Origin of the sequence: Geobacillus sp. PK12 (assembly GCF_004123125.1) — a bacterium.
Lineage (GTDB): Bacteria > Bacillota > Bacilli > Bacillales > Anoxybacillaceae > Geobacillus > Geobacillus zalihae.
This window is the reverse complement of sequence record NZ_SDKL01000033.1, coordinates 65,895-88,534: the sequence shown is the minus strand read 5'-3', so window position 1 is coordinate 88,534 and position 22,640 is coordinate 65,895. Positions and strand designations below refer to the sequence as shown.

At 55.5% G+C, this 22,640-nt stretch carries 23 protein-coding genes; 2 read left to right on the top strand and 21 right to left on the bottom strand.

Annotation, left to right across the window (positions count from 1 at the left end):
- Window positions 1-17 precede the first annotated feature (17 nt).
- On the top strand, window positions 18-2,708 hold the full coding sequence (locus ETR37_RS12045) for a penicillin-binding protein 1A (RefSeq protein ID WP_129447302.1): 2,691 nt from the start codon (window positions 18-20) through the stop codon (window positions 2,706-2,708).
- 103 nt (window positions 2,709-2,811) lie between these two features.
- Here the strand turns inward: ETR37_RS12045 and nth are convergent, their stop codons facing one another.
- The 18 genes from nth to ETR37_RS11955 form a co-directional block, all read right to left on the bottom strand.
- Window positions 2,812-3,483, bottom strand: coding sequence for an endonuclease III (nth, locus tag ETR37_RS12040; RefSeq protein ID WP_011231654.1), 672 nt, complete (start codon window positions 3,481-3,483; stop codon window positions 2,812-2,814).
- A 103-nt stretch (window positions 3,484-3,586) separates the two neighbouring features.
- Entirely contained in the window at window positions 3,587-4,288 is a 702-nt protein-coding gene (locus ETR37_RS12035) for a DnaD domain-containing protein (protein ID WP_011231655.1), read from the bottom strand.
- A gap of 67 nt (window positions 4,289-4,355) precedes the next feature.
- Window positions 4,356-5,684: an asparagine--tRNA ligase gene (asnS, locus tag ETR37_RS12030; protein WP_020278328.1), complete on the bottom strand. Its 1,329-nt coding sequence runs from the start codon at window positions 5,682-5,684 to the stop codon at window positions 4,356-4,358.
- 28 nt (window positions 5,685-5,712) lie between these two features.
- Window positions 5,713-5,853 (bottom strand): hypothetical protein, encoded by a 141-nt coding sequence (locus tag ETR37_RS19145; RefSeq protein WP_020278327.1) that lies wholly within the window; start codon window positions 5,851-5,853, stop codon window positions 5,713-5,715.
- A gap of 24 nt (window positions 5,854-5,877) precedes the next feature.
- On the bottom strand, window positions 5,878-7,059 hold the full coding sequence (locus ETR37_RS12025; protein WP_129447301.1) for a pyridoxal phosphate-dependent aminotransferase: 1,182 nt from the start codon (window positions 7,057-7,059) through the stop codon (window positions 5,878-5,880).
- Window positions 7,060-7,080: 21 nt separating this feature from the next.
- Window positions 7,081-7,557 carry a cell wall elongation regulator TseB-like domain-containing protein gene (locus ETR37_RS12020; RefSeq protein WP_015375254.1) on the bottom strand — a complete coding sequence of 159 codons (477 nt, stop codon included), beginning with the start codon at window positions 7,555-7,557 and terminating at the stop codon, window positions 7,081-7,083.
- A 5-nt stretch (window positions 7,558-7,562) separates the two neighbouring features.
- Entirely contained in the window at window positions 7,563-7,733 is a 171-nt protein-coding gene (locus ETR37_RS12015; protein WP_011231659.1) for a YpmA family protein, read from the bottom strand.
- 336 nt (window positions 7,734-8,069) lie between these two features.
- The gene (gene dinG / locus ETR37_RS12005; protein WP_129447300.1) at window positions 8,070-10,799 is read right to left on the bottom strand and encodes an ATP-dependent DNA helicase DinG; all 2,730 of its coding nucleotides are present in this window, start codon (window positions 10,797-10,799) and stop codon (window positions 8,070-8,072) included.
- 47 nt (window positions 10,800-10,846) lie between these two features.
- Window positions 10,847-11,230 (bottom strand): aspartate 1-decarboxylase, encoded by a 384-nt coding sequence (gene panD / locus ETR37_RS12000; protein ID WP_011231662.1) that lies wholly within the window; start codon window positions 11,228-11,230, stop codon window positions 10,847-10,849.
- Window positions 11,212-12,114 (bottom strand): pantoate--beta-alanine ligase, encoded by a 903-nt coding sequence (gene panC, locus ETR37_RS11995; RefSeq protein WP_011231663.1) that lies wholly within the window; start codon window positions 12,112-12,114, stop codon window positions 11,212-11,214. The genes panD and panC overlap by 19 nt, the downstream gene beginning before the upstream one ends.
- Complete coding sequence (gene panB / locus ETR37_RS11990) at window positions 12,111-12,950, bottom strand: 3-methyl-2-oxobutanoate hydroxymethyltransferase (RefSeq protein WP_011231664.1); 840 nt, start codon at window positions 12,948-12,950, stop codon at window positions 12,111-12,113. Before panB ends, panC begins: the two co-directional genes overlap by 4 nt.
- 266 nt (window positions 12,951-13,216) lie before the next feature.
- Complete coding sequence (locus tag ETR37_RS11985; RefSeq protein WP_011231665.1) at window positions 13,217-14,206, bottom strand: bifunctional biotin--[acetyl-CoA-carboxylase] synthetase/biotin operon repressor; 990 nt, start codon at window positions 14,204-14,206, stop codon at window positions 13,217-13,219.
- Window positions 14,164-15,378, bottom strand: coding sequence for a CCA tRNA nucleotidyltransferase (locus ETR37_RS11980; RefSeq protein ID WP_015375257.1), 1,215 nt, complete (start codon window positions 15,376-15,378; stop codon window positions 14,164-14,166). The genes ETR37_RS11985 and ETR37_RS11980 overlap by 43 nt, the downstream gene beginning before the upstream one ends.
- Window positions 15,375-16,511 carry an N-acetyl-alpha-D-glucosaminyl L-malate synthase BshA gene (bshA, locus tag ETR37_RS11975; protein WP_011231667.1) on the bottom strand — a complete coding sequence of 379 codons (1,137 nt, stop codon included), beginning with the start codon at window positions 16,509-16,511 and terminating at the stop codon, window positions 15,375-15,377. Before bshA ends, ETR37_RS11980 begins: the two co-directional genes overlap by 4 nt.
- Window positions 16,508-17,218, bottom strand: coding sequence for a bacillithiol biosynthesis deacetylase BshB1 (bshB1, locus tag ETR37_RS11970; protein ID WP_011231668.1), 711 nt, complete (start codon window positions 17,216-17,218; stop codon window positions 16,508-16,510). Before bshB1 ends, bshA begins: the two co-directional genes overlap by 4 nt.
- A 5-nt stretch (window positions 17,219-17,223) precedes the next feature.
- Complete coding sequence (locus ETR37_RS11965; RefSeq protein WP_011231669.1) at window positions 17,224-17,658, bottom strand: methylglyoxal synthase; 435 nt, start codon at window positions 17,656-17,658, stop codon at window positions 17,224-17,226.
- A 31-nt stretch (window positions 17,659-17,689) separates the two neighbouring features.
- On the bottom strand, window positions 17,690-18,487 hold the full coding sequence (gene dapB / locus ETR37_RS11960; protein ID WP_013524123.1) for a 4-hydroxy-tetrahydrodipicolinate reductase: 798 nt from the start codon (window positions 18,485-18,487) through the stop codon (window positions 17,690-17,692).
- Entirely contained in the window at window positions 18,484-18,819 is a 336-nt protein-coding gene (locus ETR37_RS11955) for a nucleotide pyrophosphohydrolase (RefSeq protein ID WP_011231671.1), read from the bottom strand. Before ETR37_RS11955 ends, dapB begins: the two co-directional genes overlap by 4 nt.
- A gap of 160 nt (window positions 18,820-18,979) precedes the next feature.
- Between ETR37_RS11955 and ETR37_RS11950 the strand changes: the two genes are divergently transcribed.
- On the top strand, window positions 18,980-19,852 hold the full coding sequence (locus tag ETR37_RS11950; RefSeq protein ID WP_011231672.1) for a YitT family protein: 873 nt from the start codon (window positions 18,980-18,982) through the stop codon (window positions 19,850-19,852).
- A 137-nt stretch (window positions 19,853-19,989) separates the two neighbouring features.
- Here the strand turns inward: ETR37_RS11950 and ypjB are convergent, their stop codons facing one another.
- The 3 genes from ypjB to ETR37_RS11930 form a co-directional block, all read right to left on the bottom strand.
- Window positions 19,990-20,778: a sporulation protein YpjB gene (ypjB, locus tag ETR37_RS11945; RefSeq protein ID WP_129447299.1), complete on the bottom strand. Its 789-nt coding sequence runs from the start codon at window positions 20,776-20,778 to the stop codon at window positions 19,990-19,992.
- Window positions 20,779-21,128: 350 nt separating this feature from the next.
- Complete coding sequence (gene lhaT / locus ETR37_RS11935; protein ID WP_129447307.1) at window positions 21,129-21,749, bottom strand: lipoprotein heptaprenylglyceryl N-acetyltransferase LhaT; 621 nt, start codon at window positions 21,747-21,749, stop codon at window positions 21,129-21,131.
- Between the two features lie 78 nt (window positions 21,750-21,827).
- Entirely contained in the window at window positions 21,828-22,592 is a 765-nt protein-coding gene (locus ETR37_RS11930; RefSeq protein ID WP_011231675.1) for a menaquinol-cytochrome c reductase cytochrome b/c subunit, read from the bottom strand.
- Window positions 22,593-22,640: the final 48 nt, after the last annotated feature.

The following is a 22,640-nucleotide window of genomic DNA, read 5'->3' as shown; positions in this document are numbered from 1 at the left end:
AAAGGCAGGATTTGCTTATGTCTGGTGAATATCGTTCTCGCGTAGAACGAAAGCAGGCAGCGAAACAGACCAAACAGAAGAAAGCGAAAACGAAACGAGGAAGGTCATGGTTGAAAACCGTCGCCATTGCGATATTGCTGATGATGGTCCTTGGCGCCATCGGGGGTATTGCCACTTTCGCCTATTTCGTTAAGGACGCTCCTCCGCTGGATGAGGCCAAAATTAAAGATCCGCTTTCTTCCGTCTTGTACGATATGAATGGAAAACAAGTAGCGGAGCTTGGCGGCTACAAGCGAACGTACATTTCGTATAAAGACGTGCCGAAAGTGCTTGAAGATGCCGTCTTGGCAACAGAGGACGCCCGCTTTTATGAACATCACGGGATCGACATCGTCCGCTTGGCCGGCGCCGTCCTCGCCAACATCAAGGAAGGATTTGGGGCGGAAGGCGGCAGCACGATCACCCAGCAAGTCGTGAAAATGACATTCCTTTCATCAAAGAAAACGTTGGAACGGAAAGCGCAAGAAGCGTGGCTCGCGCTACAGCTGGAACAAAAATATTCGAAACATGAAATTTTGGAAATGTATTTGAACAAAATTTATTATTCAGACGGCATTTATGGCGTCGCACGCGCCGCCGAATATTATTTTGGCAAGACAGACTTGAAAAAACTCACTCTTCCGGAAGCAGCTTTGCTCGCTGGCATGCCCCAGGCCCCAAACCGGTATAATCCGTACGACCATCCGGAAGCAGCGAAAAAACGGCGTGACACCGTATTGTCGCTTATGGCGAAACACGGCTTCATCAGCGAAGAAGAAGCGGAAAAAGCGAAACAAGTGCCCATTCAATCGATGTTGGCGAAACGGAAAAAAACGCAAAATGACGTACCATATGACGCCTTCATTGATGAAGTGATCAAAGAAGTGACAGATAAGGCGAACGTCAACGTCTTTGAAGATGGGCTGAAAATTTATACAACGCTCGATCAAAACGTTCAAACATACGTAGAAAAGCTATTAAACTCTGACAAATACTTTACCAATAAGAAGGATTTGCAATCCGGCATCGCCGTCGTCGACACCAAAACAGGCGCCATTCGCGCGTTAGGCGGCGGTCGCCATCGCGACAATATCGAATTCGGCTTCAACTACGCAATCCAACCGGTCGGCCAGCCCGGTTCAACGATCAAGCCGATTTTGGACTATGGCCCGGCGATTGAATATTTAAAATGGTCAACCGCGCACATTCTTGTTGACGAGCCGTATACGTATTCGGACGGCACGCCGATCCGCAACGCCGGCGGGGGATATATGGGGCCGATCACCTTGCGGACGGCACTGGCAAAATCACGCAACATCCCGGCATTAAAAACGTTCCAAGCCGTCGGCAAAGAGCGGGCGATGGAGTTCGCTAACCGACTCGGCATGGGCTTTGATGAAGTATATGAGCCTTACGCTATCGGCGGAGTATCCCGCTACGTATCGGTGCTGCAAATGGCTGGAGCGTACACTGCTTTTGGTAATAACGGCGTCTATACGAAGCCATATGCCGTGACAAAAATCGTCTTCCCGGACGGCACGGAAATGGATTTGCAACCCAAACCAAAACGAGTGATGCACGACTATACCGCCTACATGATCACGGACGTGCTGAAGTCTGTCATCCGCTCCGGAACAGGTCAATTGGCCAATGTTCCAGGACTTGAGCTCGCAGGCAAAACAGGGACGACGAACTATGGGAAAGATGGAGCAAAATTCGGCCTTGACCGGGACGATGTGCCGGACAGCTGGATTGTCGGCTATACGCCAAACTATACGGCGGCCATTTGGGTCGGCTTCAGCAAGCGAAGCAGCACGGCAAAGCTTAGTATAGAGGAACAAAAAATCCCGAAATACTTGTTGAAAAACTTAATGTCCCACATCGATGACGGCAGCGGAAGCTTCAAGCAGCCGGAGAGCGTCGTCAGACTGCCGATCAAAAAAGGCACGAACCCGCCGAAACTTGCCGGCAAATACACGCCGGAAAGCGAAATTACGTATGAATTGTTCGTGCGCGGCACTGAGCCGACGGAGACGGCGAACGACGTGCCGGAAGAACTGCCGGCGGTGAAAGGGTTGACCGCTGTGTACGACCAAGCGGCGAACGCCATCTCGGTTTCGTGGTCATACGATGAGCAAACCGATGAGACGATCTTCGAGGTGCGCGTCAAAGATGGCCAAGGTCAAACGAATACGATCACCACAAAAGACCGTTCGATCACGATTTCCAATCCGACGCCAGGATGGACGTACACAATCGCCGTGTACGCAAAAGACGGCGAACGAATGAGCAAACCGGCCATAGCCAGCGTTCATGTCCCCGGCGGAGAAGATCAAACTCCCGTGCCACAACAACCGGGGGATGACAGCCAAGGCAGCGGCGGGCAAAACGGCGGCACCGATCAAGGCAACAGCGGGAATAACGGAAACGAAAACGGTCAGGGAAACAACAATGAACAAAACGGCGGCGCAAGCGGCGGACAAGAAAATGGCAACAGCGGCGGGGCCAACCAAAACAATGGCCAAACGGATGGAACAAACAACCAAGGAACGAACAACAGCGGCCAAACGAACGGAACGAACGGTGGAACGGGTGCAAACAGCGGAACGCCGCCTGTCTCCCCGCCGTTAAAAAACGGATCCGGAGCGGGTCTTGGCACCCGTCCATAACCGTTGCATTCCCAAAAAACGGATGGCTTTTGCGCCATCCGTTTTTTCATGACCGACCGGCATGCTGCTGGCCCTTCTTCACCAAGCCCTTTCACGGCTCCGTTCACTTCTGATTTGCCGCTTTTTCCTCCCGTTTTCGCATCCGTTTTTTTCCTTCACGGCATAAATGAAGAAGAGGACATGACGGACATTGCGGAGACTGTGCCTTGCAATGGTAGCGGCCGAAAAAAATCATTCGGTGGTGGGTGATCGACCATTCTTCTTTTGGAATGATTTTCATCAGCGTCTTTTCGACTTCCAAAACCGAGTCGTCCCAGCGGCAAAAGCCGAGCCGTTTGCTGACGCGCTCGACGTGTGTATCAACCGCGATGGCCGGCACGCCGAACGCAACGGACACAACGACGTTCGCCGTCTTCCGCCCGACGCCCGGCAGCTTCATCAACTCATCGCGGTCGCGCGGCACTTCGCCGTTGTACTTGTCAATCAACATCGCGCACAGCTTTTGAATGTTTCGCGCTTTGTTCCGATATAAGCCGATTGAGCGGATATCTTGCTCGAGCTCCTCAAGCGGCACCGCAATATAATCGTGCGGCGTCCGATATTTTTCAAACAGCCGTTTCGTCACCTTGTTGACGAGCGCATCGGTGCATTGCGCCGACAAAACAACCGCAATCAGCAGCTCAAACGGATTGCGGTGCACCAGCTCGCAATGCGCATCTGGAAACATTTTGGCCATCTCATCCAAACAGTAGCGGATTTGTTGCTTTGTCAGCACCTCGTCTCCTCCTTATTGCCATATTGGCCCGAACAAAACGACGCCTTTTACCGGTTCGATTGGCCATTTTTGGACAAACAAAAACGAGAGACAGCGCCTCTCGTTACGAGTCGAGCCAATTGAAAAACGGGATCGTCTGTTTAAATTCTCCCGCCGTCTGTCTCGCGGAACGGGAGGACGGCTTGCGAAACTTTTTGCCGTAATCGTGCGCCTGTTCAATCGTGCGAATGCCGTTCTTTTTCCATTCAAACAAGATGCGATCGATGTAGCGGAAATTCAACTTCCCCGACAGCACCGCTTCGCGCAGCGCCGCTTTAATGATGGCCGGCTCATGGCCGTCTTGATCGATCCACATCGCAAGCGTTTCACACTCGAACGGGGAGAGCGGGCGGCCAAACTCCTGCTCAAAAACGGTGTATAAGCTCTCCTCTTCCTCCTGCCGGCCGAGTTCCCCCTGTTGAGCCGCCTGGGTGTACAAATGATGCACGAGCTTCTCCCAAAGCGGTTCAAGCGTATATTTTTCGTTGCGAATGCCTTGTTCATCCGTATGCTCTTCAATCGCGATCATCCCTTTTTGCAAGAGCCGACGCACCATCTCCATGCATTCCGCTGCCGAGACCGTCATTCTTTCGGCCAGCTCGGCCGGCGTCGGAAACAAGACGCCTTCTTCGAAAAACGACTGCATATGCAAAAGCAAGACGAGCTCCCCCTCGCCCAACCCAAGCTGCTTGTAGTGGCCAAGCAACAGCTTCGGGACGGCGATGCTTCCTTGCGCCAGCCATTCGGCCACCTTTTTCTTTTCCATGCCGATGCACCTCAACTATAGTATAACATGACGGCGGCGAAAAAACCCCCTTTTTGCAGGGGGTTTTTTACGGATAAAGCCGGTTGAGCAGCCGCGGGAACGGAATCGTCTCGCGCACATGTTCGACGCCGCAAATCCAAGCGACAGTGCGCTCCAAGCCGAGCCCGAACCCTGAATGCGGCACAGAACCGTATTTGCGCAAATCCAAATACCATTCATACGCTTCAAGCGGCAAATGGTGCTCTTCAAGGCGGCGCTTGAGCAGCTCATAATCGTGAATCCGTTCCGAGCCGCCAATGATTTCCCCGTATCCTTCCGGCGCAATCAAATCGGCGCATAGCACAACGTCGGGGCGGTTCGGGTCCGGCTGCATATAAAACGGCTTCAAAGAGGTCGGATAGTGGGTGATGAACACCGGTTTGTCAAAACTTTCGGCGATGGCCGTCTCATGCGGCGCACCGAAGTCATCGCCCCACTCGATGTCGGTCAATCCTTTTTCATGAAGCAGCTTGATCGCCTCATCATACGTTAGGCGCGGAAACGGCGGTTTGACCAGCTCAAGCTTCGACACGTCGCGCCCGAGCCGCCCGAGTTCAAGCCGGCAGCGCTCGAGCACCGACTGCACAAGGTAGGAGACGTACTCTTCTTGCAACCGCAAATTGTCTTCAAACTCATAAAACGCCATTTCCGGCTCCACCATCCAAAACTCGATCAAATGGCGGCGTGTTTTCGATTTTTCGGCGCGGAACGTCGGGCCGAATGAGAACACTTTGCCGAGCGCCATCGCCGCCGCTTCCATGTAGAGCTGGCCGCTTTGCGACAAATAGGCATCCTCATCAAAATATTTCGTATGAAACAGTTCGGTCGTTCCTTCCGGTGCGCTGCCAGTCAAAATCGGGGCGTCGACTTTCACAAACCCGCGGTCGTTGAAAAACTCATACGTCGCCCGGATAATTTCGTTGCGAATTTTCATGATCGCGTGCTGGCGCCGCGACCGAAGCCAAAGGTGGCGATGGTCCATCAAAAATTCGACGCCATGCTCTTTCGGCGTAATCGGATAGTCAACTGCTTCTTGAATGACTTGCAAATCGGCAACCGACAGCTCGTAGCCAAATGGGGAGCGCTCGTCGATGCGCACCGTGCCCGTCACATAGAGCGACGTTTCTTGCGTCAATGTTTTTGCGCGTTGAAACACCTCTTCCGAGACGTTCGCCTTTTCGACGACGCCTTGAATAAAGCCAGTGCCGTCGCGCAGCTGCAAAAAGACGATTTTCCCGCTTGAGCGCTTGTTCGCGAGCCAAGCGCCGATCGTCACTTGTTGTCCTACGTATTGATTCACTTCCGCAATCGTCGTCGTTTTCACGCACTGATTCCCTCCAATAATCGACACGTCCATCATTCGCTATTATACCGTTCCGTCGGCGTCACGGCAACGACCAGCCAAAGCAGCGCAAAACGATGCTGCCCCCACCAATCGCCCTTCGGCGCAGCCGCCCGGAGCCAGCCGACAGACCGACGCGGAAAAAGCGGCTTTGCGCCAAACAAAGCCGCCCTTTTCTTTCCACTCTGACACCTTGGCGCAAAGCGCCTTAGGCCCGCGCCTCCATAAACCGGCGGATGCGTTCGATCGCTGTCTCGAGCGCCTCAAGCGAGGTCGCGTACGACAAGCGGACGTAATCTGGCGCCCCAAACCCAGAACCAGGCACAAGCGCGACTTTCGCTTCCTCCAACAAGACGGCGACGAACTCGTCGACCGTGCGGCATCCGGCCATATCCGCCGCCTTTCGGGCGTTCGGGAACAAATAAAACGCTCCTTGCGGTTTGATGCAGGTGAAGCCTGGAATTTGCACAAGCTTGTCATAAATGATGTCAAGCCGCTTTTCAAACGCTTGGCGCATTTGTTCGACCGGCTCCTGCGGCCCGCTGTAGGCGGCAATGGCCGCATATTGAGCGATCGATGTCGGATTCGATGTGCTATGGCTTGCTAAATCGGTCATCGCTTGAATGATGTCTTTCGGTCCAGCCGCGTAGCCGATGCGCCACCCTGTCATCGAGTGCGATTTCGATACGCCGTTGATGATGATCGTCTGCTCCTTCAGCTCCGGCGACAGTTCGGCGATCGACACATGTTTCGCCCCGCCGTAAATCAATTTTTCATAAATTTCGTCCGAAACGATCAACACGCCATGCGCCAAGCATACTTCCCCGAGCGCTTTCAGCTCCTCGGCCGTATAAATCATGCCGGTCGGATTGCTCGGGGAGTTGATAATCACCGCCTTCGTCTTCGGGGTAATCGCCTGTTTCAGCTGATCCGGCGTCATTTTAAAGTCGTTTTCTTCCAGCCCTTCAACGTAAACCGGAACGCCGCCAGCCAGCTTCACTTGTTCCGGGTAGCTCACCCAATACGGCGTCGGAATGATGACCTCATCGCCTTCATCAAGCAGCACTTGAAAGAGCGTATAAAGCGCATGCTTCGCCCCGACACAGACGATGATTTCCGCCGGCTCGTATGAAAGCCCTTGATCGCGGGCAAATTTTTTGATGATTTCCTCTTTCAGTGCCGGCAACCCGCCTGATGGCGTATATTTTGTATGCCCTTCATTCATCGCCTTGATGGCCGCCGCGATAATGTGCTCAGGCGTGTTGAAATCCGGTTCGCCGGCCCCAAGGCCGATCACGTCATATCCGGCCGCTTTCAGTTCCTTTGCTTTCGCCGTAATGGCCAATGTCGCCGATGGCGTCAGCGACGCCACCCGTTTTGCCAGTTTCATCGCTTCTTCCCCCTCACGTCCTCACTGTTGAAAACTGTACCTCTTCAGGAAGGCCCCATCCGCAAAGTGAAGGTAATAAAACGAATACCTTCCTTCCGCATCAATATATGTCAACTCCCAAAGAGGCACGCCTTTTTCCATGCCAAGCGTCGCGTCGATGATGCGCCGCGGTCGGCGGTCGCGTTGCAAAATGGCGCGCGCTTCCGCCTCGCTGATGCCGCTGTCCACGCCCTTGACGACGACACTCCCCTTTTTTTCAGGCACCCAAACGACGACCGCTTTCCCTTGTTTTGTTCTTCCGATGAATACGGTGCACGCTTCGTCGCCATAATATGTATAGACTTTCTTCACATCAGCAAGCCCGGCGGCTTCCTTCGCCCGCGCCAACGCATGTTCCACCATCAGCCGCTTGGGCGCCATCGCCTCGTCATAAATCGACCATGCCTGCCAAATGAGGAATCCAAAAAAAAGCAGAGTGAACCAACCCCACTTTTTCATCGTGATCACGTCCGATAAATCGTAAAGATGGCCTGGCGCTTGTCGTTTTCATCCAAGGCAAGGCCAAACATCAAATTGTCGCGCTTCAGCGTTCGGTTCAAGCAGTCGACAATTTTGTACAAGTCGTCGGAGTGCTGAACTTTGACGGTAGCGAGCACTTCGATTTTGCTTTCCATTTTCGTCGTTTCCTCCTGTGCGGCGCAAATTTTGTTACTTATACACGCCGGCGGCTCCGGCAACAATACAAATACAGCGAAGGTGACATCAAAGGCGTGCTTCTTCGCACCTCTGCGGCCAAGCCGACAAAGCCAAACGGCAAGGCGCAAACTGTCATCGCAGTTGTGCTTCTTCCCTATTATAGCAGGTTTGTCCGATCATTTCATAACAAATTTGCCCGCCTACACCGTCAACGCCAATTTGCTTCTTTCCCCCCGCTTCATGCGGGGTTTTTTGCCGCCTGACACCTTTAGATTGCGCCGTTTCGTCCATCTTTATGAGAAATAAAGCGCGCTTTAAGAAAGCCAAGTTTCCGCCTTGTCGAGCAGCTCAGAAAGCGCGCCTTCATGCACCGAAAGCGGCGGCAAGGAAGCGAGAAAATCCGCGCCGTACGGGGAAGCCAAAAGCCGCCGATCCAGCACAAATACGGCTCCTTTGTCGTCTTCCGTGCGAATGAGGCGGCCAAACCCTTGCTTAAAACGAAGCACCGCCTCAGGAAGCGCCAGCTCGGAAAACGGATCGCCGCCTTCTAGGCGAATGCGCTCGCTTTTTGCCTCCATCACGGGATCGTCCGGGGGCGCAAACGGCAAGCGGGCGATGACAAGCACATCGAGCGCTGAACCTGGCAGATCGACCCCTTCCCAAAAGCTGCTCGTCCCAAACAACACCGCATGCTCAAACTGCAAAAACGTCCGCAAGAGCTTTGCCGGACTGCCGCTTTGCACCCCTTGAGCGATCAAAACAAACGGCTCGCCTTCTTCCTCCGTCTTCAACGCATCAACCGTCAGTTTCAACAGTTCATACGAAGGGAACAACACAAGCACCCGCCGTCCGAGGCGTCGGGCGATCGCAAGCACCGAAGCGGCGACCGCTTCGGCGTAATCTTCAAGCGGCACGGCAGAAACGAGCGGCATGTCCGCCGGCACGAAGAGCGCGGCCTGCTCCTCGTAACGAAACGGCGGCGGAAACGAGCGGCAAAGTGGATAAAAATCCTCAAGACCGAGACGCGCCGCCATATACGTGAACCGGCCGCGGACAGTGAGCGTCGCCGACGTCAAAACGACGCTCCGTTTTTTCATAAACAGTTGATCGGCGAAAAAGTCAGCAAGGTCAACCGGCTGCGAGTAAAGGCGGACAGCGTTCGCCGCCCCTTTTTCGTCCGCTTCGATCCACCGGACGACACCCGGCTCCTTTTCGGTCAGCAAACGCACAAGCGCAGCCATTTGCCGGTTGAGAGCCGCCAAATCAGCCGACAGCAAGGCGGATGGTGGGAAATCGCCACTCGTATCAGCGGATAGAAGCGGCTTCGCTTCAGCGGATAGCGCCGCCGCCAAATCGCGCAGGCGCCAGCATAACTCCACCGCCGCCTGCCACGCCCGGCTCTGTTCGTCCGTCGGCGAAAAGCGATAGCGGCAACGTCCAGCGCGAGCTGGCTTTTTGTCCAACGCATAGCGGCGCAACAGGCGGAACAGCTCGTCCCCTTCAAACTGCAGCTCCTCAAGGCGCTGCTGACAACGGACAAGAGCCCCATTCGGTGCGTCCTGTTCTGCTTCTTGCCATTTCGCGATCGTCTGCGCGATTTTGGCGGTCAGCAGGCGAAACGACACATAGCCAATCTGCTCGCCAAAACACCGGGCGGCGGCATCTTCAAGCCGATGCGCCTCATCGATGATCAGATGGCGAAACGGCGGCAAAAGCGACGCCGGGGCGGTCAAATCATGAAGCAAAAGCGCATGGTTGGTAATGACCACATCCGCCCGTTCGGAGCGCTCTTTCGCCCGGGCGAAAAAATGATGCCGCCCGCCGTCTTCCTCTTCGCCGATGGCAAGCGCGGACAATAGGAGACGGGCGCCGGATGACACATTCAATTCGTCCAAGTCGCCGCTGTCGGTCTCAAGCAGCCAAACGAGCACCTGGCATTTCAAGAGCGCCGCATCGTACGTGTCAGACGGCTCCGACAAAAACGAAGCGAACTTGTCAAGGGATAAGTAATTTTGCTTTCCTTTCAAAACGGCAACGCGGAGCGGAAACGGCGCGATTTGCCGCAATACCGGCCAATCGCGGCGAATGAGCTGCTCCTGCAGCTGGAGGGTATGCGTGCTGATGACGACCCGCTCTTGCTGCTCACAGGCAAAAAAAGCAGCGGGAATCAAATAGGCGAGCGATTTGCCAAGTCCGGTCCCTGCTTCAATGAGCGCGTGCTGGGACGTCGACAGCGCCTCATAAACGAGCCGCATCATCTCCCACTGCCCCGCGCGCCGCTTGTAGCCGGGAAGCGGAAGGGGCGGCTCCTGTTCGCAAAAGGCAGCGAACGAAGCCAAAGCGGGGCGCCGATCGCTCTCATCTGGCTCCGGCGCCGGTTGTTTCAACGCAATGCCGCGGTATACGGCGACAGCGCGGTCGGCCGGCGCCTTGTTCCGCTTTTTGGCGATGACCGCATCAAGGAGCAAGTAAATATCGCTTTTCAAGTGGCGGGCAAGACCGCGCAGTTGCTCAAGCGTCATAAGCGGCAGACGGGAGAGCCGCTTGAGCAAGGCAATGAACAGCTTGGCGGTCACTTCCGCATCGCTGTCCGCTTGATGCGGACGATCGTGGTGAAGGCCGAGCTGCCTCGCCAAATCGCCGAGCTTATAGCTTTCGGCAGTCGGCAACACGATGCGGGCGAGCTCGACCGTATCGATCGTCGGACCGGCAAACGGCGGCCAGCCAGCCCGTTCAAGCTCGGCCTGCAAAAACGGCAAATCAAAGTCGACGTTATGGGCGACAAAGTAAGCACCGTGCATCAAGGCGGCGATCTCGCCCGCCTTGTCAGCAAACAGCGGCGCTCCTTCGACCATCTGTTCGTTGATGTTCGTCAGCTGCTGAATGAACAGCGGAATGGGCTGTTCCGGGTTAAAAAAGCTGGCAAACCGTTCGACAATCAGGCCATCTTCGACGACCGCCATGCCGAGCTGGATGATCCGATCGCCTTTTTTCGGCCCATTTCCGGTTGTCTCCAAGTCAATGATGACAAAGCGCGTTGCCATAAACGATCACCTCAAAACGAAAAGGGGCGGAAAGCCCCTTTTTGCCCTCATAAAACCGTATGCGCCGGCTCTTCGGCGATGAGCTGCACAATTCGGTTGTTTTCGTCCATAATCGCGATTTTCGGTCGATGGGCGGCGATTTTTTCCTCTGGAACGAGCACATATGAGATGACGATAATAACGTCCCCTTTTTGCACAAGGCGGGCGGCGGCGCCGTTTAGGCAAAAGACACCGCTGCCGCGCTCACCGGGGATGACGTATGTTTCAAAACGGGCTCCATTATGATTGTTCACTACCTGTACTTTTTCATTCGCCACAATGCCGACGGCATCCAAAATATCTTCATCGATCGTGATGCTGCCGACGTAATCGAGATTGGCCTCTGTTACACGAGCGCGGTGAATTTTGGCGTTCATGAGCGTGCGAAACATGCTTGCTCCCCCTTTCCATCCCCTTGTTCGCCGGTTTTGGGCAACTCAATCATGATATTGTCGATCAACCGGGCGCTCGCAAATCGGACGGCGACAGCGATCAGCACTGTCCCGGCGAGCGTCTCAAGCGGCGTCAAGTCCGGATATGAACATACTTCGACATAATCGATCTCAGCGTGCGTATGCGCTTCAATATGCTCTCTAACCATCCGGCGGATGGCCGCTGCGCTCCGCTCCCCTCGTTCGACGGCGGAAGCGGCTGCTTGAAGCGCTGCATACAGCGCCGGCGCCTCACTCCGTTCTTGCGGCGACAAATAGACGTTGCGCGAGCTTTTCGCCAGCCCGTCCGCCTCGCGGACCGTCGGCACCGGCACGAGCTCGATCGGAAAATTGAGATCGCGGATCAAGCCGTCGACGACCGCCACCTGTTGGGCATCTTTCATCCCAAAGTACGCGCGGTCGGGCATCACAATGTTGAACAGCTTCATGAGCACCGTCGCCACGCCGTCAAAATGGCCGGGGCGCGACCGTCCGCACAGCACGTCGGCGCGCGCTTGAACGATCGCTCGTACGGTAAGCGGCTCCGGATACATCTCGTCCGCTTCCGGATGGAACAAGACGTCGACTCCATGCTGTTCGGCGATGCGCCGGTCGCGCTCGAAATCGCGCGGATAACGGGCAAAGTCTTCGTTCGGTCCGAACTGAAGCGGGTTGACGAAAACGCTTAGGACGACGATGTCGTTTTCCGCGCGCGCCCGATCGATGAGGGAGGTATGCCCTTCATGCAAATAGCCCATCGTCGGAACGAACCCGATCGTCTTTCCTTCACGGCGATATTGGCGCATGAGCGCCTGCATCGCTGCAATCTGATCCATCACGATCATCCTTGCTTTCCTCCGTAAAGCGCCACCCATTCTTCTTCCTTCATCGTAAACGTGTGCGCCGGCTCCGGGAACTGGCGCAGTTTGACATCAGCGACGTAGTTGGCTAACGCCTCAACGATCGTCTCTTGGATGGACGCGTATTGTTTCACAAACTTCGGCACGCGGGTGACACCGTAGCCAAGCAAATCGTGATACACGAGCACTTGGCCGTCGACTTCCGCCCCGGCGCCGATGCCGATGACGGGAATGGTGAGTTCCCGGGCCATGGCCGCCCCGAGCTGCTTCGGAACACACTCTAAGACAAGGGCGATCGCTCCCGCCTGCTCGCATTGTTTCGCATCATCGAGCAGCTTTTTCGCACTTTCGGCATCTTTGCCTTGCACTTTATAGCCGCCAAGAACGCCGACCGATTGCGGCGTCAACCCGAGATGGGCAACGACCGGCACGCCGGCTTTCGTCAGCGCGGCAATCATATCGACGACTTCATCCGCTCCTTCGACTTTAACGGCGTTCGCCCCTGACTCTTGCATGATGCGGCGGGCGTTTTGCAGCGCCTCTTCTTTGGACGCATGGTACGACATAAACGGCATATCGGTGACAATAAACGTGTTCGGCGCACCGCGGCGAACCGCCTTCGTATGGTGGATCATATCATCGACCGTCACCGGGATCGTTGAATCATACCCGAGCACAACCATGCCGAGCGAATCGCCGACCAAAATCATGTCGACGCCGGCTTGCTCGGCAAGCTTCGCGGACGGAAAATCGTAGGCGGTCACCATCACGATCGGCTCACCCGCCTGCTTCATGTGGAAAAAATCGGTTTTCGCTTTCATTTTCGTTCCCTCCTCTTTGACTGCAGAGGAGATGAACCGCCCGAAACAAAACGTCCTTCTTTCCCGCCTTGAGAAAGAAGGACGCCATAAAACCGCCGTCGGTTTCGTTCATCCCTCTGTCCTAGTCCTTCAAAAAAGGATCAAGGCAGATCATTTCCTTCACCTATTCGTGCTGTCGGCCTCGGTGCAGTTCTTCTTGCGAAAGATACTGCCCTTTTCCTCGCTTTGTATTTTAACAAAATTGTTACAATTTTTCTAGTGGCAAATTAGAACTGAATATCGGCAGAATGGATGTAATGGATGTCCTTTTGCTCATCTTCAAGGATGAGCAGCCCGTCGTCGGTGATGCCGCGGGCGATGCCGTGAATCACGCCGTTCAGCGTTCTCGCTGTCACCGGCTTGCCGATCGAAACGGCGTACCCTTCCCAAAGAAGCTTAATCGGACGGAAGCCATGCGCCAAATATTGCTCATACAGCCGCTCAAGCCGGAACAAAATTTCCTGAATGAGCGGGGCGCGCTTTACGGGCCCGCCCTTTTCAATGGCCAGCGATGTCGCGATGGTCCGGATATCCTCCGGAAACTGCTCGATCGTTTGGTTGACGTTGATGCCGATGCCGATGATGACCGAATGGACGCGGTCAGGGTCGGCTTGCAGCTCTGTTAAAATGCCGACGCACTTTCTGCCGTCAAGCAAAATGTCATTCGGCCATTTAATGTCTGGGACAAGCCCGGTCACTTCCTGAATCGCCTGGCTGACGGCCACCGCGGCAAGCAGCGTCAGCTGCGGCGCCCGCTGCGGCGGGATGGCCGGCCGCAAAATGAGGCTCATCCAAATGCCCGTCCCTTTTGGGGAAAACCATTTCCGATCCAAACGCCCGCGCCCGGCCTTTTGCTCTTCCGCGACGACGAGCGTTCCTTCCGGCGCCCCTTCATACGCGAGCCTTGCCGCAATGCGCTGCGTCGAATCGACTTCGTCAAAAAAGTGGATCGTGTGGCCAAGTTTTTCCGTTTTTAAGCCGAGCTGGATTTCGTTGGCCGTCACTTTATCCGGCGTGCTGATAATCCGGTAGCCAAGGCGGCGCACTGCTTCGAGTTCAAATCCTTCTTTGCGCAGCTCCTCGATATGCTTCCATACCGCCGCCCGCGAACAGCCGAGCTGTTCGCTGATTTTTTGCCCGGACAAAAACTCGCCGTTCGCTTCGGCAAACAACTCTAACAGTTTTTTTCGTGTGTCCGATTGCGCTCCATGAGCCATGCGTAAATCCGCTCCTTCTCATTTTCGACTTCGCTGCTGACGACCGCCCGCCAGATGGCATCCAGCGTCTCTTTCACCCACGGACCGGCCGGTTTTCCAGCCCAGCGAATGACGTCTTTCCCGTTGACGGCAAGCTCCCCTTTCGTTTTGATCGGCAGCGCCGCAAAGCGGCGGCGGAGCTCCTCATGATGCGGTTCAGACGGCGCGCCGCAAAGCGCGGCGCGCACCGCTTCAACCGATAGCGCCCGCTCGAGGCCGGCTGAAAACAACTGTTCGTTCGTCCACTCCTCCGGCCTAGGGACATCATCGAGCGCCGCCAAAATGGCGCCAGCTTCATCGATTACTTTGTTGGGAAGCTTCCAGGCGCGCAAAAACGGACGGATGTCTTTGACATCAAGCGCGCGGCAAAGAAGCGCCCAGCGCTCTTCGCGCTTTGTAAGCCACGGCCAGCGAAAGGCGGCGGCCGAGCGCAGCAGCTGCACTTTTGCGGCCAGCCCAGGCAAATAAGCGAACAGCCCGGTATCGGCCAACAGCGGCAGCGCCTCGGCAACGAACGGACCGGCGAGCAGTTTTTCCATTTCCATGGTCATCCGTTCGACAGAAATGTGGGCCATAAGCGGTGCGTTTTGGACAATCGCGCTCTTCGTATCCTCAGAGAGCGCAAATCCGAGCTGGCTGACGAAGCGAACAGCCCGCATCATGCGGAGCGCATCTTCGCGAAACCGTTCGTCCGCCGCCCCGACCGTGCAAATGAGCCGCCGCTCGATCGCCTCTTGTCCGCCAAACGGATCAATGATCGTTCCGCGTTCATCCATGGCGATGGCGTTCATCGTGAAATCGCGCCGCTTTAAGTCTTCCTCAAGCGAACGAACGAACGTCACCGACTCCGGACGGCGATGGTCCTCATAATCGCCGTCCGTGCGGAATGTCGTCACTTCGTACGCCGTTCCTTCATGCACGACGACGACCGTGCCGTGTTTCGAACCGACGTCGATCGTTTTCGGAAACAAGCGCATCACTTCTTCCGGCAGAGCGCTTGTCGCAATATCGACGTCGCCAATTGGACGCCCGATCAACAAGTCGCGCACCGCGCCGCCGACAAAATACGCCTCATAGCCATGCCGCTTCAATTGTCGGATAATGCCGAGCGCCTGTTCAAACGGCGGTTTCATCGTTTCACCTTCCTTGCCGCAAGCGAAGCGTACAGCTGTTCATACTGGCCGACGATGTCGGCCGAGCGGAACTTGCGCTCAACCGTTTGCACCGCCTGTCTTGCCATCTCAGCGTGCAACCGGCAGTCTGTCAACAGCGCCATCGCCTGTCTTGCTGCCTCTTTGACATCGCCAAGCGGGCATAAAAACCCGGTTTTCCCATCCTCAATCACTTCCGGAATCCCGCCGATGGCCGTGCCGATGCACGGAACGCCGCACGCCATCGCTTCAAGCAATACGAGCCCGAAGCTTTCTTTTTCGGACAAAAGCATCATCACATCACTGATCGAATACAGCTCTTCGAGTTTATCCTGTTTTCCTAAAAAGCGGACATCATCTTGCAGCCCAAGCTCTTTCACAAGCCGGCAGACGACGGTCATTTCCGGACCGTCGCCGACAAGCAAGAGCTTGGCTGGCACGTGCCGGCGCACGATGGCAAACGCTCGCACTACATCAGGCACACGCTTCACTTTCCGGAAATTCGAGACATGGATCACAACTCGTTCATCGTCGCGAATGCCGTACTCGCGCCGTAAATGGCCCGCTTCCCGACGACGGTAGACGCGTTCATCGACAAAATTGTAGACGGTATGGATCGTCGCTTGCACATCGAGCAGTTCATACGTCTGCCGGGCAAGGGCGTCAGACACCGCCGTAACGATATCCGACTGCTCGATGCCAAATTTGATCATATCGGAAAGCGACGGGTCATAGCCTAACACGGTGATATCCGTGCCGTGCAGCGTCGTGATGATCGGCAGCTCGCCGACCATTTGCCGCGCCAACACCGCACAGACGGCATGAGGAACGGCGTAATGGGCATGAAGCACATCGAGCCGTTCCCGCTTTGCCACCTCAGCAATTTTGCTTGCCAATGCCAAATCGTACGGCGGGTATTGAAAGACGGAATATTGGTTGACACTGACTTCATGATAATAAATGTTGCCGTACACTTTATTCAAACGAAACGGCATGCTCGATGAGATAAAGTGAATCTCATGCCCCCGCTCCGCCAGCAGCTTGCCAAGCTCAGTGGCGACCACTCCGGAGCCCCCGACCGTCGGATAGCAAACAATCCCGATTTTCAGCTTCATCGCTCCTCCTCAAACAAATTGGAAAGATGAATCGGCGTTTTCGTCAAAAACCCTTCCGCATACGCCGCGCCGATTTGTTGACCGAACCAGCGCTCGCGGCTTTCAATCATCTCGATGTAGCCGTTGGTCAGCGGGGTGTCAACCGAGCCAGGCCGTTTTTGAAACTGGCTTTCGTACGCGCGCAGGCTGTCCAGCTTGTCATTGATCGTTTCGCTAATATCGATGAGAAAATGCGGGCGGCAAAAGGCATTGATCATATAATAATACACCGCCCGAACGCGGTGCGCATCGCCAAGCTCTCCGGCGCCATAGCGGCGGATGCCGGCGGAAAAGACCGCTTCCTCGACAAGGCGGGCGCATCGCCCGTGATCCGGATGTCGATCTTCCCAATAGGGGGCGAATACAAGGCGCGGCCGATAGCGGCGGATGACCGCTGCGATCTGGCGGATCGCCTCTTCCTCGACGTAAAGGCCGCGGTCAGGCAACCCAAGATTGAACCGCTCGGATACACCGAGCCGGCGGGCCGCCTCGGCCGCCTCTCTCTGCCGCTCGTCGACCGTGCCGTTGGACGACAGCTCGGCTTGCGTCAAGTCGCAAATGACAATACGGTACCCACGGCGTACGTATTTGGCGATCGTCCCTCCCATGCCGATTTCGACATCATCCGGATGGGCGCCGAACGCCAACAAGTCACACGTTTCCTTCATCGCTGTCACCTTTCTGTTTTCGATTCCTCCCCGCCTTTTGTTTGGCCGCGCACAATGCTGCGCCATGCCAAATCGCCGCGCTCCAACGCGCGGATGAGCAGCTCGGCCGTGCCGATGTTCGTCGCCAACGGCACGGCATAGACGTCGCAAAGCCGCATCAATGCGCTGATGTCCGGCTCATGCGGCTGGGCGGTGAGCGGATCGCGGAAAAAAATGACCAGATCCATTTCATTGCGGGCGATCATCGCCCCGATTTCTTGGTCGCCTCCGTACGGCCCTGATTGGAAGCGATGAACGGGAAGACCGGTCGCCTCCTGGATGCGCAAGCCGGTCGTGCCGGTGGCGTACAATTCATGGTTGGCAAGCACAGGCGCATAGGCGGTCGCAAATGCGACCATCTCTTCCTTTTTTTGGTCATGGGCAATTAACGCGATTTTCATTCCATTCTCCCCCGTTTGCGCAGTTTGCACACTATTCCAAAATATGCTCCAGCCCATAGACAAGCGTATGTAAATGCATCACCGTTTCCACTGCCAGCTTCACCCCGGACATAAACGAGCGGCGGTCGAACGAATCGTGGCGGATCGTCAACGTCTGGCCGTTGCCGCCGAAAATCACTTCTTGATGAGCGACAAAGCCCGGCAGACGGACGCTGTGGATCGGGATGCCGTCATATTCCGCGCCGCGCGCGCCAGCAAGCGTTTCCTTTTCGTTCGGGTGGCCTTGCTTTTTCGACGGTCGCACTTCGGCAATGAGCTGCGCCGTCTTCAACGCCGTTCCGGACGGTGCGTCAAGCTTTTGATCATGGTGCAATTCAATGATTTCCACATCAGTGAAATATTTGGCCGCCATGCGGGCGAATTTCATCATCAACACCGCTCCGACGGCAAAGTTCGGCGCAATGATGGCGCCGATTTCTTTCTCTTCCGCCAGCTTGGTGAGCCGCTCGATATCTTCCGGCGTAAATCCAGTCGTGCCGACGACCGGACGAACGCCGTAACGCAGCGCCAGCTCGGTGTGCCGCTTTCCGGCTTCCGGCGTTGTCAAATCGATCAATACATCCGGCTTCACCTCGGCAAAACAGCGGGCCGCATCGGTGTAAATCGGGGCGTTGACGCCGGAAAATCCGTCGATCTCCGCTAAATTTTGTCCATCGTAACGGCGGTCGATGACCGCAGCCAGTTCAAAGTGATCGGTTTGCTGCACGAGCGCAACCGCTTCTCGGCCCATGCGGCCGCGCGGCCCCGCGATGACAATGCGAATCGTCATGATCCTTCCTCCTTCCGCGTCCAGCGGTCGCGGTCGCGGGTGCGAAACTTGTCCATCACCCGGTCGTGCGCCGCCTGCAAATCAATGCCGAGCGAATTGGCGAAGCAAATGAGCACAAACAGCAAATCGCCCAGCTCTTCTTCCACCGTTTTTTCTTGTTCGGTCGCCTTTTTCGGTTTTTCCCCGTAGTAATGGTTCACCTCGCGCGCCAGCTCGCCGAGCTCTTCCGTCAGCCGCGCCAGCATGGCGAGCGGGCTGAAATAGCCTTCTTTGAATTGACTGATATAGTCATCCACTTCCTGTTGCATTTGTTTCATCGTTTTCTCCTGCATGGCTTGTCACCTCGCCTGTTTTCATGTTAGCGAAAAGCGGCGCATTTGACAAATGTTTTCGCCCGCTGTCAATTCCGTCCGTTTTCGCTCGTCATTGCCTATATGGACAAGTTCCTCTATAATTAAGGGCGCCGACTATTTTTGCGGACGGAGGGACGGTATGATTTTTGGACTAAAGATCAAAAACTGCCTGTTTATTTTGCTTGGCGCCGCCATTTTCGCCTTCGGGCTCGTTCATTTCAACATGCAAAACAATTTGGCGGAAGGCGGGTTTACCGGCATTACGCTTCTTCTTTATTTTTTGTTCGGACTGGATCCAGCGATCACCAACTTGGCGCTCAACATTCCGCTCTTTTTCATCGGCTGGAAGCTGCTCGGCCGCCAGACGTTTCTCTATACCGTCATCGGCACGGTCGCCGTTTCCGTCTTTTTGTCCATCTTTCAACGCTACATGATTCATATGCCGCTTCGACATGACATGACGCTCGCCGCCTTGTTTGCCGGCGTCTTTATCGGCGTCGGCCTCGGCATTATTTTCCGCTACGGCGGCACAACCGGAGGCGTCGATATTATCGCCCGCCTCGTCCATAAATATAAAGGCATCAGCATGGGCAAAACGATGTTTGCCTTTGACGCCACCGTCATCACGTTGTCGCTTCTTCTTTACCTGTCATACCGCGAGGCGATGTATACGTTGGTCGCCGTCTTTATCGCCGCCCGGGTCATTGATTTTCTGCAGGAAGGCGGCTATGCGGCAAAAGGGGCGACCATCATCTCAGAAAAAAGCGAAGAGATCGCCAACCGGATCTTGACAGAGATGGAGCGCGGCGTCACTGTGCTCAAAGGGCGCGGCTCGTATACGAAGCGCGACCGCGACGTCTTGTATTGCGTCGTCGCCAAAAACGAACTGCCGCGCTTAAAAAGTGTCATTATATCCGTTGATCCGCATGCGTTCGTCGCCGTCACCGATGTGCATGATGTGCTCGGCGAAGGGTTTACGCTCGATGAACAAAAGCGGCCGCTGGAACCATGAAAAGCCGCTGGCGCGAAAGCCCAACCGGGACAAGCCCGGCAAGCGCCGCTTGAAAGTGCCGGGGCGGTGCTTGCACAAAGCGACGGGAAAACAAAAAAGAGGGGGAAATGTTTCCCCCTCGCAAAAAGCGCCGGTGCTTAGTCTTCCGGCTGCCGCGCCCGCTTCTCTTCCTTTTCTCCTTTGTACTTCCGCCAGCCAACGTACGTCAGCGTCAACACGATCACTCCGCCAGTGGAAATCATCACCCAAATCAGCGACGGATCAGCTTCGTCCTTTTTCACCCCGGCAAACAGCGCTTCAAGATCTTGACGCGCATCGGCGAGTTGCTCGCGCTGCTCGTCTTCGCCGCGTTGCCAAAACGCGGCGGCCTGCAACGCCTCAAGATCATCATCGACCTTTGTCGCGATATCCGGCGGCACGTCGATTTTCACACTCGGCTCGATCAATGTATAGCGGTCAAGCAACTGGCGGAGGGCAGCGGCATACGCTTTCTGCTCGCCTTGTTGTGCCGCCTTTTCGACCGCGGCAAACGCCTCCATGACAGCCGGCTCCATCTCCGTCCAAAGCGGCTGGTATGTCGAATGGATGGCGTCAACAACAAGGCGAAACTGGGTGATCGCCGCCACTTTGTCTTCCGCGGAGATCGGCGCCGTCATCGCCTTGACTGCCTGCTCGTGCGTCACGGTCACCGCCCGCAATTCATCGGCCGATTTCAACCGTTCTTTTGCCCCAAGGGTGAAAAACCGCTCGGAAAAATAGCGGAGCACTTCTTTTGCTTCGGCAAAACGACCGTTTTTCGCCAATTGCAGCGCCTCGTCGGAAATATCGTCCAACTGCTCCCAACCGTTTGTTTGTCCAGCCGCGCCAATGGGCGCTGGCCATAAAAAGGCGAGCGACAACAACATGGCTAGCCCGATTCGCTTCATCATCGTCCCTCCCTCATCCACTAGTACAATGTATGAAGGAGTGGACAAGAGTAGACCAGGCAACTGCTATATAGATGCAATTCGAAGCTTTGCCATTTGCACCTTTTACCGAGTATTTGATCGACTGTCGGGGGACCGAACAACGCCGCTTCCAGACCCATATATGGGTCTAGGGGGGGCAGGCGGTTGTTCGGTCTTCCGTCACGCCAAGGCGTGACGGAGGCAAGCCTGTGGCTTGCCTTCGACAGTCGAAAATGGACAAACCGCTTTTCCGTCAAGGATATGTGAAACTCCTTCGTTGCATCTATATAGAAAGCTGCCGCCCAACGTTCCTCCTTGTGTTCCACGCTCTACTCTGATGCCTGCCGGAAAGACATGCCGCCCGGCAGAAGCGGCTGGCGCCGGAGGCGGACGCCAAGCTGATACGCAGCGGCAATCGATGCGATGCTCAACCAAAACGTAAAATAGCCGATTTCGTTGGCGTAGTCAGCCAGCACACTATAGCGCGGCATCATGCCAAAAACGTAGTCGATGACATCGTTATGCAGCGTCCACACGGCCGCCAGCATAAGGTGAAGGAAGCGGAATCGATAAAACCGGGCGTACATCATTCCTTCGATCGCCATCGCCCCGTGCGAAACGATGAGCATCCAGCCGGCCCAATCCAGCGTGCCGGTGACGCGCCAAACGAGCACATTCATCACGACCGCCCAAATTCCATACTTAACAAGCGTCACCAAAGCCAACGCTTCAAAAAGCGGCGCCGACCTGCCGAAAAGCCATGCCACAAGGACGACAAGAAAAAAAAGGCTCGCCGTCGGACTGTCGGGAACAAACGGCAAAAAGACGGGCGGCGTATCGGCAAGTTGATAACGATACCAATAATATCCATAGATGGTGCCGGCCGCGTTGACGAACAAGAGCAGCCAAACAACCGGCCGGGAAGCCAACAGCGCATAAAGCCATGCCATCATCTGCACCTCGCCTCGGTTTCATGTTGGCACGAAAAAAGCTGACTAACGCGAGTCAGCTTTTTCGTGTCGAAACGATTATTCCGCTTTCAGTCCAGCGATGAATTCGGACAGTTTTTTCAACTCTTCATCCGTGCCCTTAAAGACGCCGGGCGGCATGTTGCCTTTCCCTTCTCTCGCGATTTTCGCGATTTCTTCCGGTTTCAAGCCGGTGCCGATGAGCGACGGACCAGCACCGCCGGACAAGTTTTGTCCGTGGCACGATGTACATGTGTTCGCTTGGGCGATTTTATAGCCTTCCGCGTTCGTGTCAATTTTCACTTCCGCCCGAATTTTCCCTTGTTCAGCCGCTTTTTTCCAGTCGTGTGTGACGACCGCTTCCCATGTCAAATAAATCATCGCCGCAAGCGCCAACAGCATCATCCCGGTCGCGACCGGACGCTTCCAAGGACGGCGCTCTGGGCCGCGGTCCAAAAACGGCGCCAATAAGAGCGCGCCGAACGCCAACCCCGGGATGATGATCGCGCCGACGACCGTATACGGACCAGACGCATACGAATATTTGAGCAATTGGTATAAGAACAAGAAATACCAGTCAGGCAGCGGCACGTACGTCGTGTCCGTCGGGTCGGCGATCCGCTCAAGCGGCGACGGATGGGCGACCGTCAAGCATAAGAAACCGACGAGAAAGACCGATCCGACCAACCATTCCTTGAGCAGGAAGTTCGGCCAAAACACTTCCGTTTTCCCGGGATATTCCGAATAGTCCTTTGGAATATTCGGTTTTCTCACCGCGGGAACACGGGAATCGCCGACGAATTTCATTCCTTTTCCGCGATGCATTGCGTGGTTCCCTCCTTTTTTCTATCGCCTCTAAACGCGGGCCGACCG

What these genes read in the sequence shown, in the direction of transcription:
- ETR37_RS12045 (WP_129447302.1), top strand. Translation starts at nt 18, where the DNA reads ATGTCTGGTGAATATCGTTCTCGCGTAGAACGAAAGCAGGCAGCGAAA.
- ETR37_RS12035 (WP_011231655.1), bottom strand. Translation starts at nt 4,288, where the DNA reads ATGGAAAAGAAAAAGGTGGCCGAATGGCTGGCGCAAGGAAGCATCGCC.
- asnS (WP_020278328.1), bottom strand. Translation starts at nt 5,684, where the DNA reads ATGGACGTGTCGATTATTGGAGGGAATCAGTGCGTGAAAACGACGACG.
- ETR37_RS12025 (WP_129447301.1), bottom strand. Translation starts at nt 7,059, where the DNA reads ATGAAACTGGCAAAACGGGTGGCGTCGCTGACGCCATCGGCGACATTG.
- ETR37_RS12020 (WP_015375254.1), bottom strand. Translation starts at nt 7,557, where the DNA reads ATGAAAAAGTGGGGTTGGTTCACTCTGCTTTTTTTTGGATTCCTCATT.
- ETR37_RS12015 (WP_011231659.1), bottom strand. Translation starts at nt 7,733, where the DNA reads ATGGAAAGCAAAATCGAAGTGCTCGCTACCGTCAAAGTTCAGCACTCC.
- dinG (WP_129447300.1), bottom strand. Translation starts at nt 10,799, where the DNA reads ATGGCAACGCGCTTTGTCATCATTGACTTGGAGACAACCGGAAATGGG.
- panD (WP_011231662.1), bottom strand. Translation starts at nt 11,230, where the DNA reads ATGTTTCGCACGCTCATGAACGCCAAAATTCACCGCGCTCGTGTAACA.
- panC (WP_011231663.1), bottom strand. Translation starts at nt 12,114, where the DNA reads ATGATCGTGATGGATCAGATTGCAGCGATGCAGGCGCTCATGCGCCAA.
- panB (WP_011231664.1), bottom strand. Translation starts at nt 12,950, where the DNA reads ATGAAAGCGAAAACCGATTTTTTCCACATGAAGCAGGCGGGTGAGCCG.
- ETR37_RS11985 (WP_011231665.1), bottom strand. Translation starts at nt 14,206, where the DNA reads ATGGCTCATGGAGCGCAATCGGACACACGAAAAAAACTGTTAGAGTTG.
- ETR37_RS11980 (WP_015375257.1), bottom strand. Translation starts at nt 15,378, where the DNA reads ATGAAACCGCCGTTTGAACAGGCGCTCGGCATTATCCGACAATTGAAG.
- bshA (WP_011231667.1), bottom strand. Translation starts at nt 16,511, where the DNA reads ATGAAGCTGAAAATCGGGATTGTTTGCTATCCGACGGTCGGGGGCTCC.
- bshB1 (WP_011231668.1), bottom strand. Translation starts at nt 17,218, where the DNA reads ATGAAGGAAACGTGTGACTTGTTGGCGTTCGGCGCCCATCCGGATGAT.
- ETR37_RS11965 (WP_011231669.1), bottom strand. Translation starts at nt 17,658, where the DNA reads ATGAAAATCGCGTTAATTGCCCATGACCAAAAAAAGGAAGAGATGGTC.
- dapB (WP_013524123.1), bottom strand. Translation starts at nt 18,487, where the DNA reads ATGACGATTCGCATTGTCATCGCGGGGCCGCGCGGCCGCATGGGCCGA.
- ETR37_RS11955 (WP_011231671.1), bottom strand. Translation starts at nt 18,819, where the DNA reads ATGCAGGAGAAAACGATGAAACAAATGCAACAGGAAGTGGATGACTAT.
- ETR37_RS11950 (WP_011231672.1), top strand. Translation starts at nt 18,980, where the DNA reads ATGATTTTTGGACTAAAGATCAAAAACTGCCTGTTTATTTTGCTTGGC.
- ypjB (WP_129447299.1), bottom strand. Translation starts at nt 20,778, where the DNA reads ATGAAGCGAATCGGGCTAGCCATGTTGTTGTCGCTCGCCTTTTTATGG.
- lhaT (WP_129447307.1), bottom strand. Translation starts at nt 21,749, where the DNA reads ATGGCATGGCTTTATGCGCTGTTGGCTTCCCGGCCGGTTGTTTGGCTG.
- ETR37_RS11930 (WP_011231675.1), bottom strand. Translation starts at nt 22,592, where the DNA reads ATGCATCGCGGAAAAGGAATGAAATTCGTCGGCGATTCCCGTGTTCCC.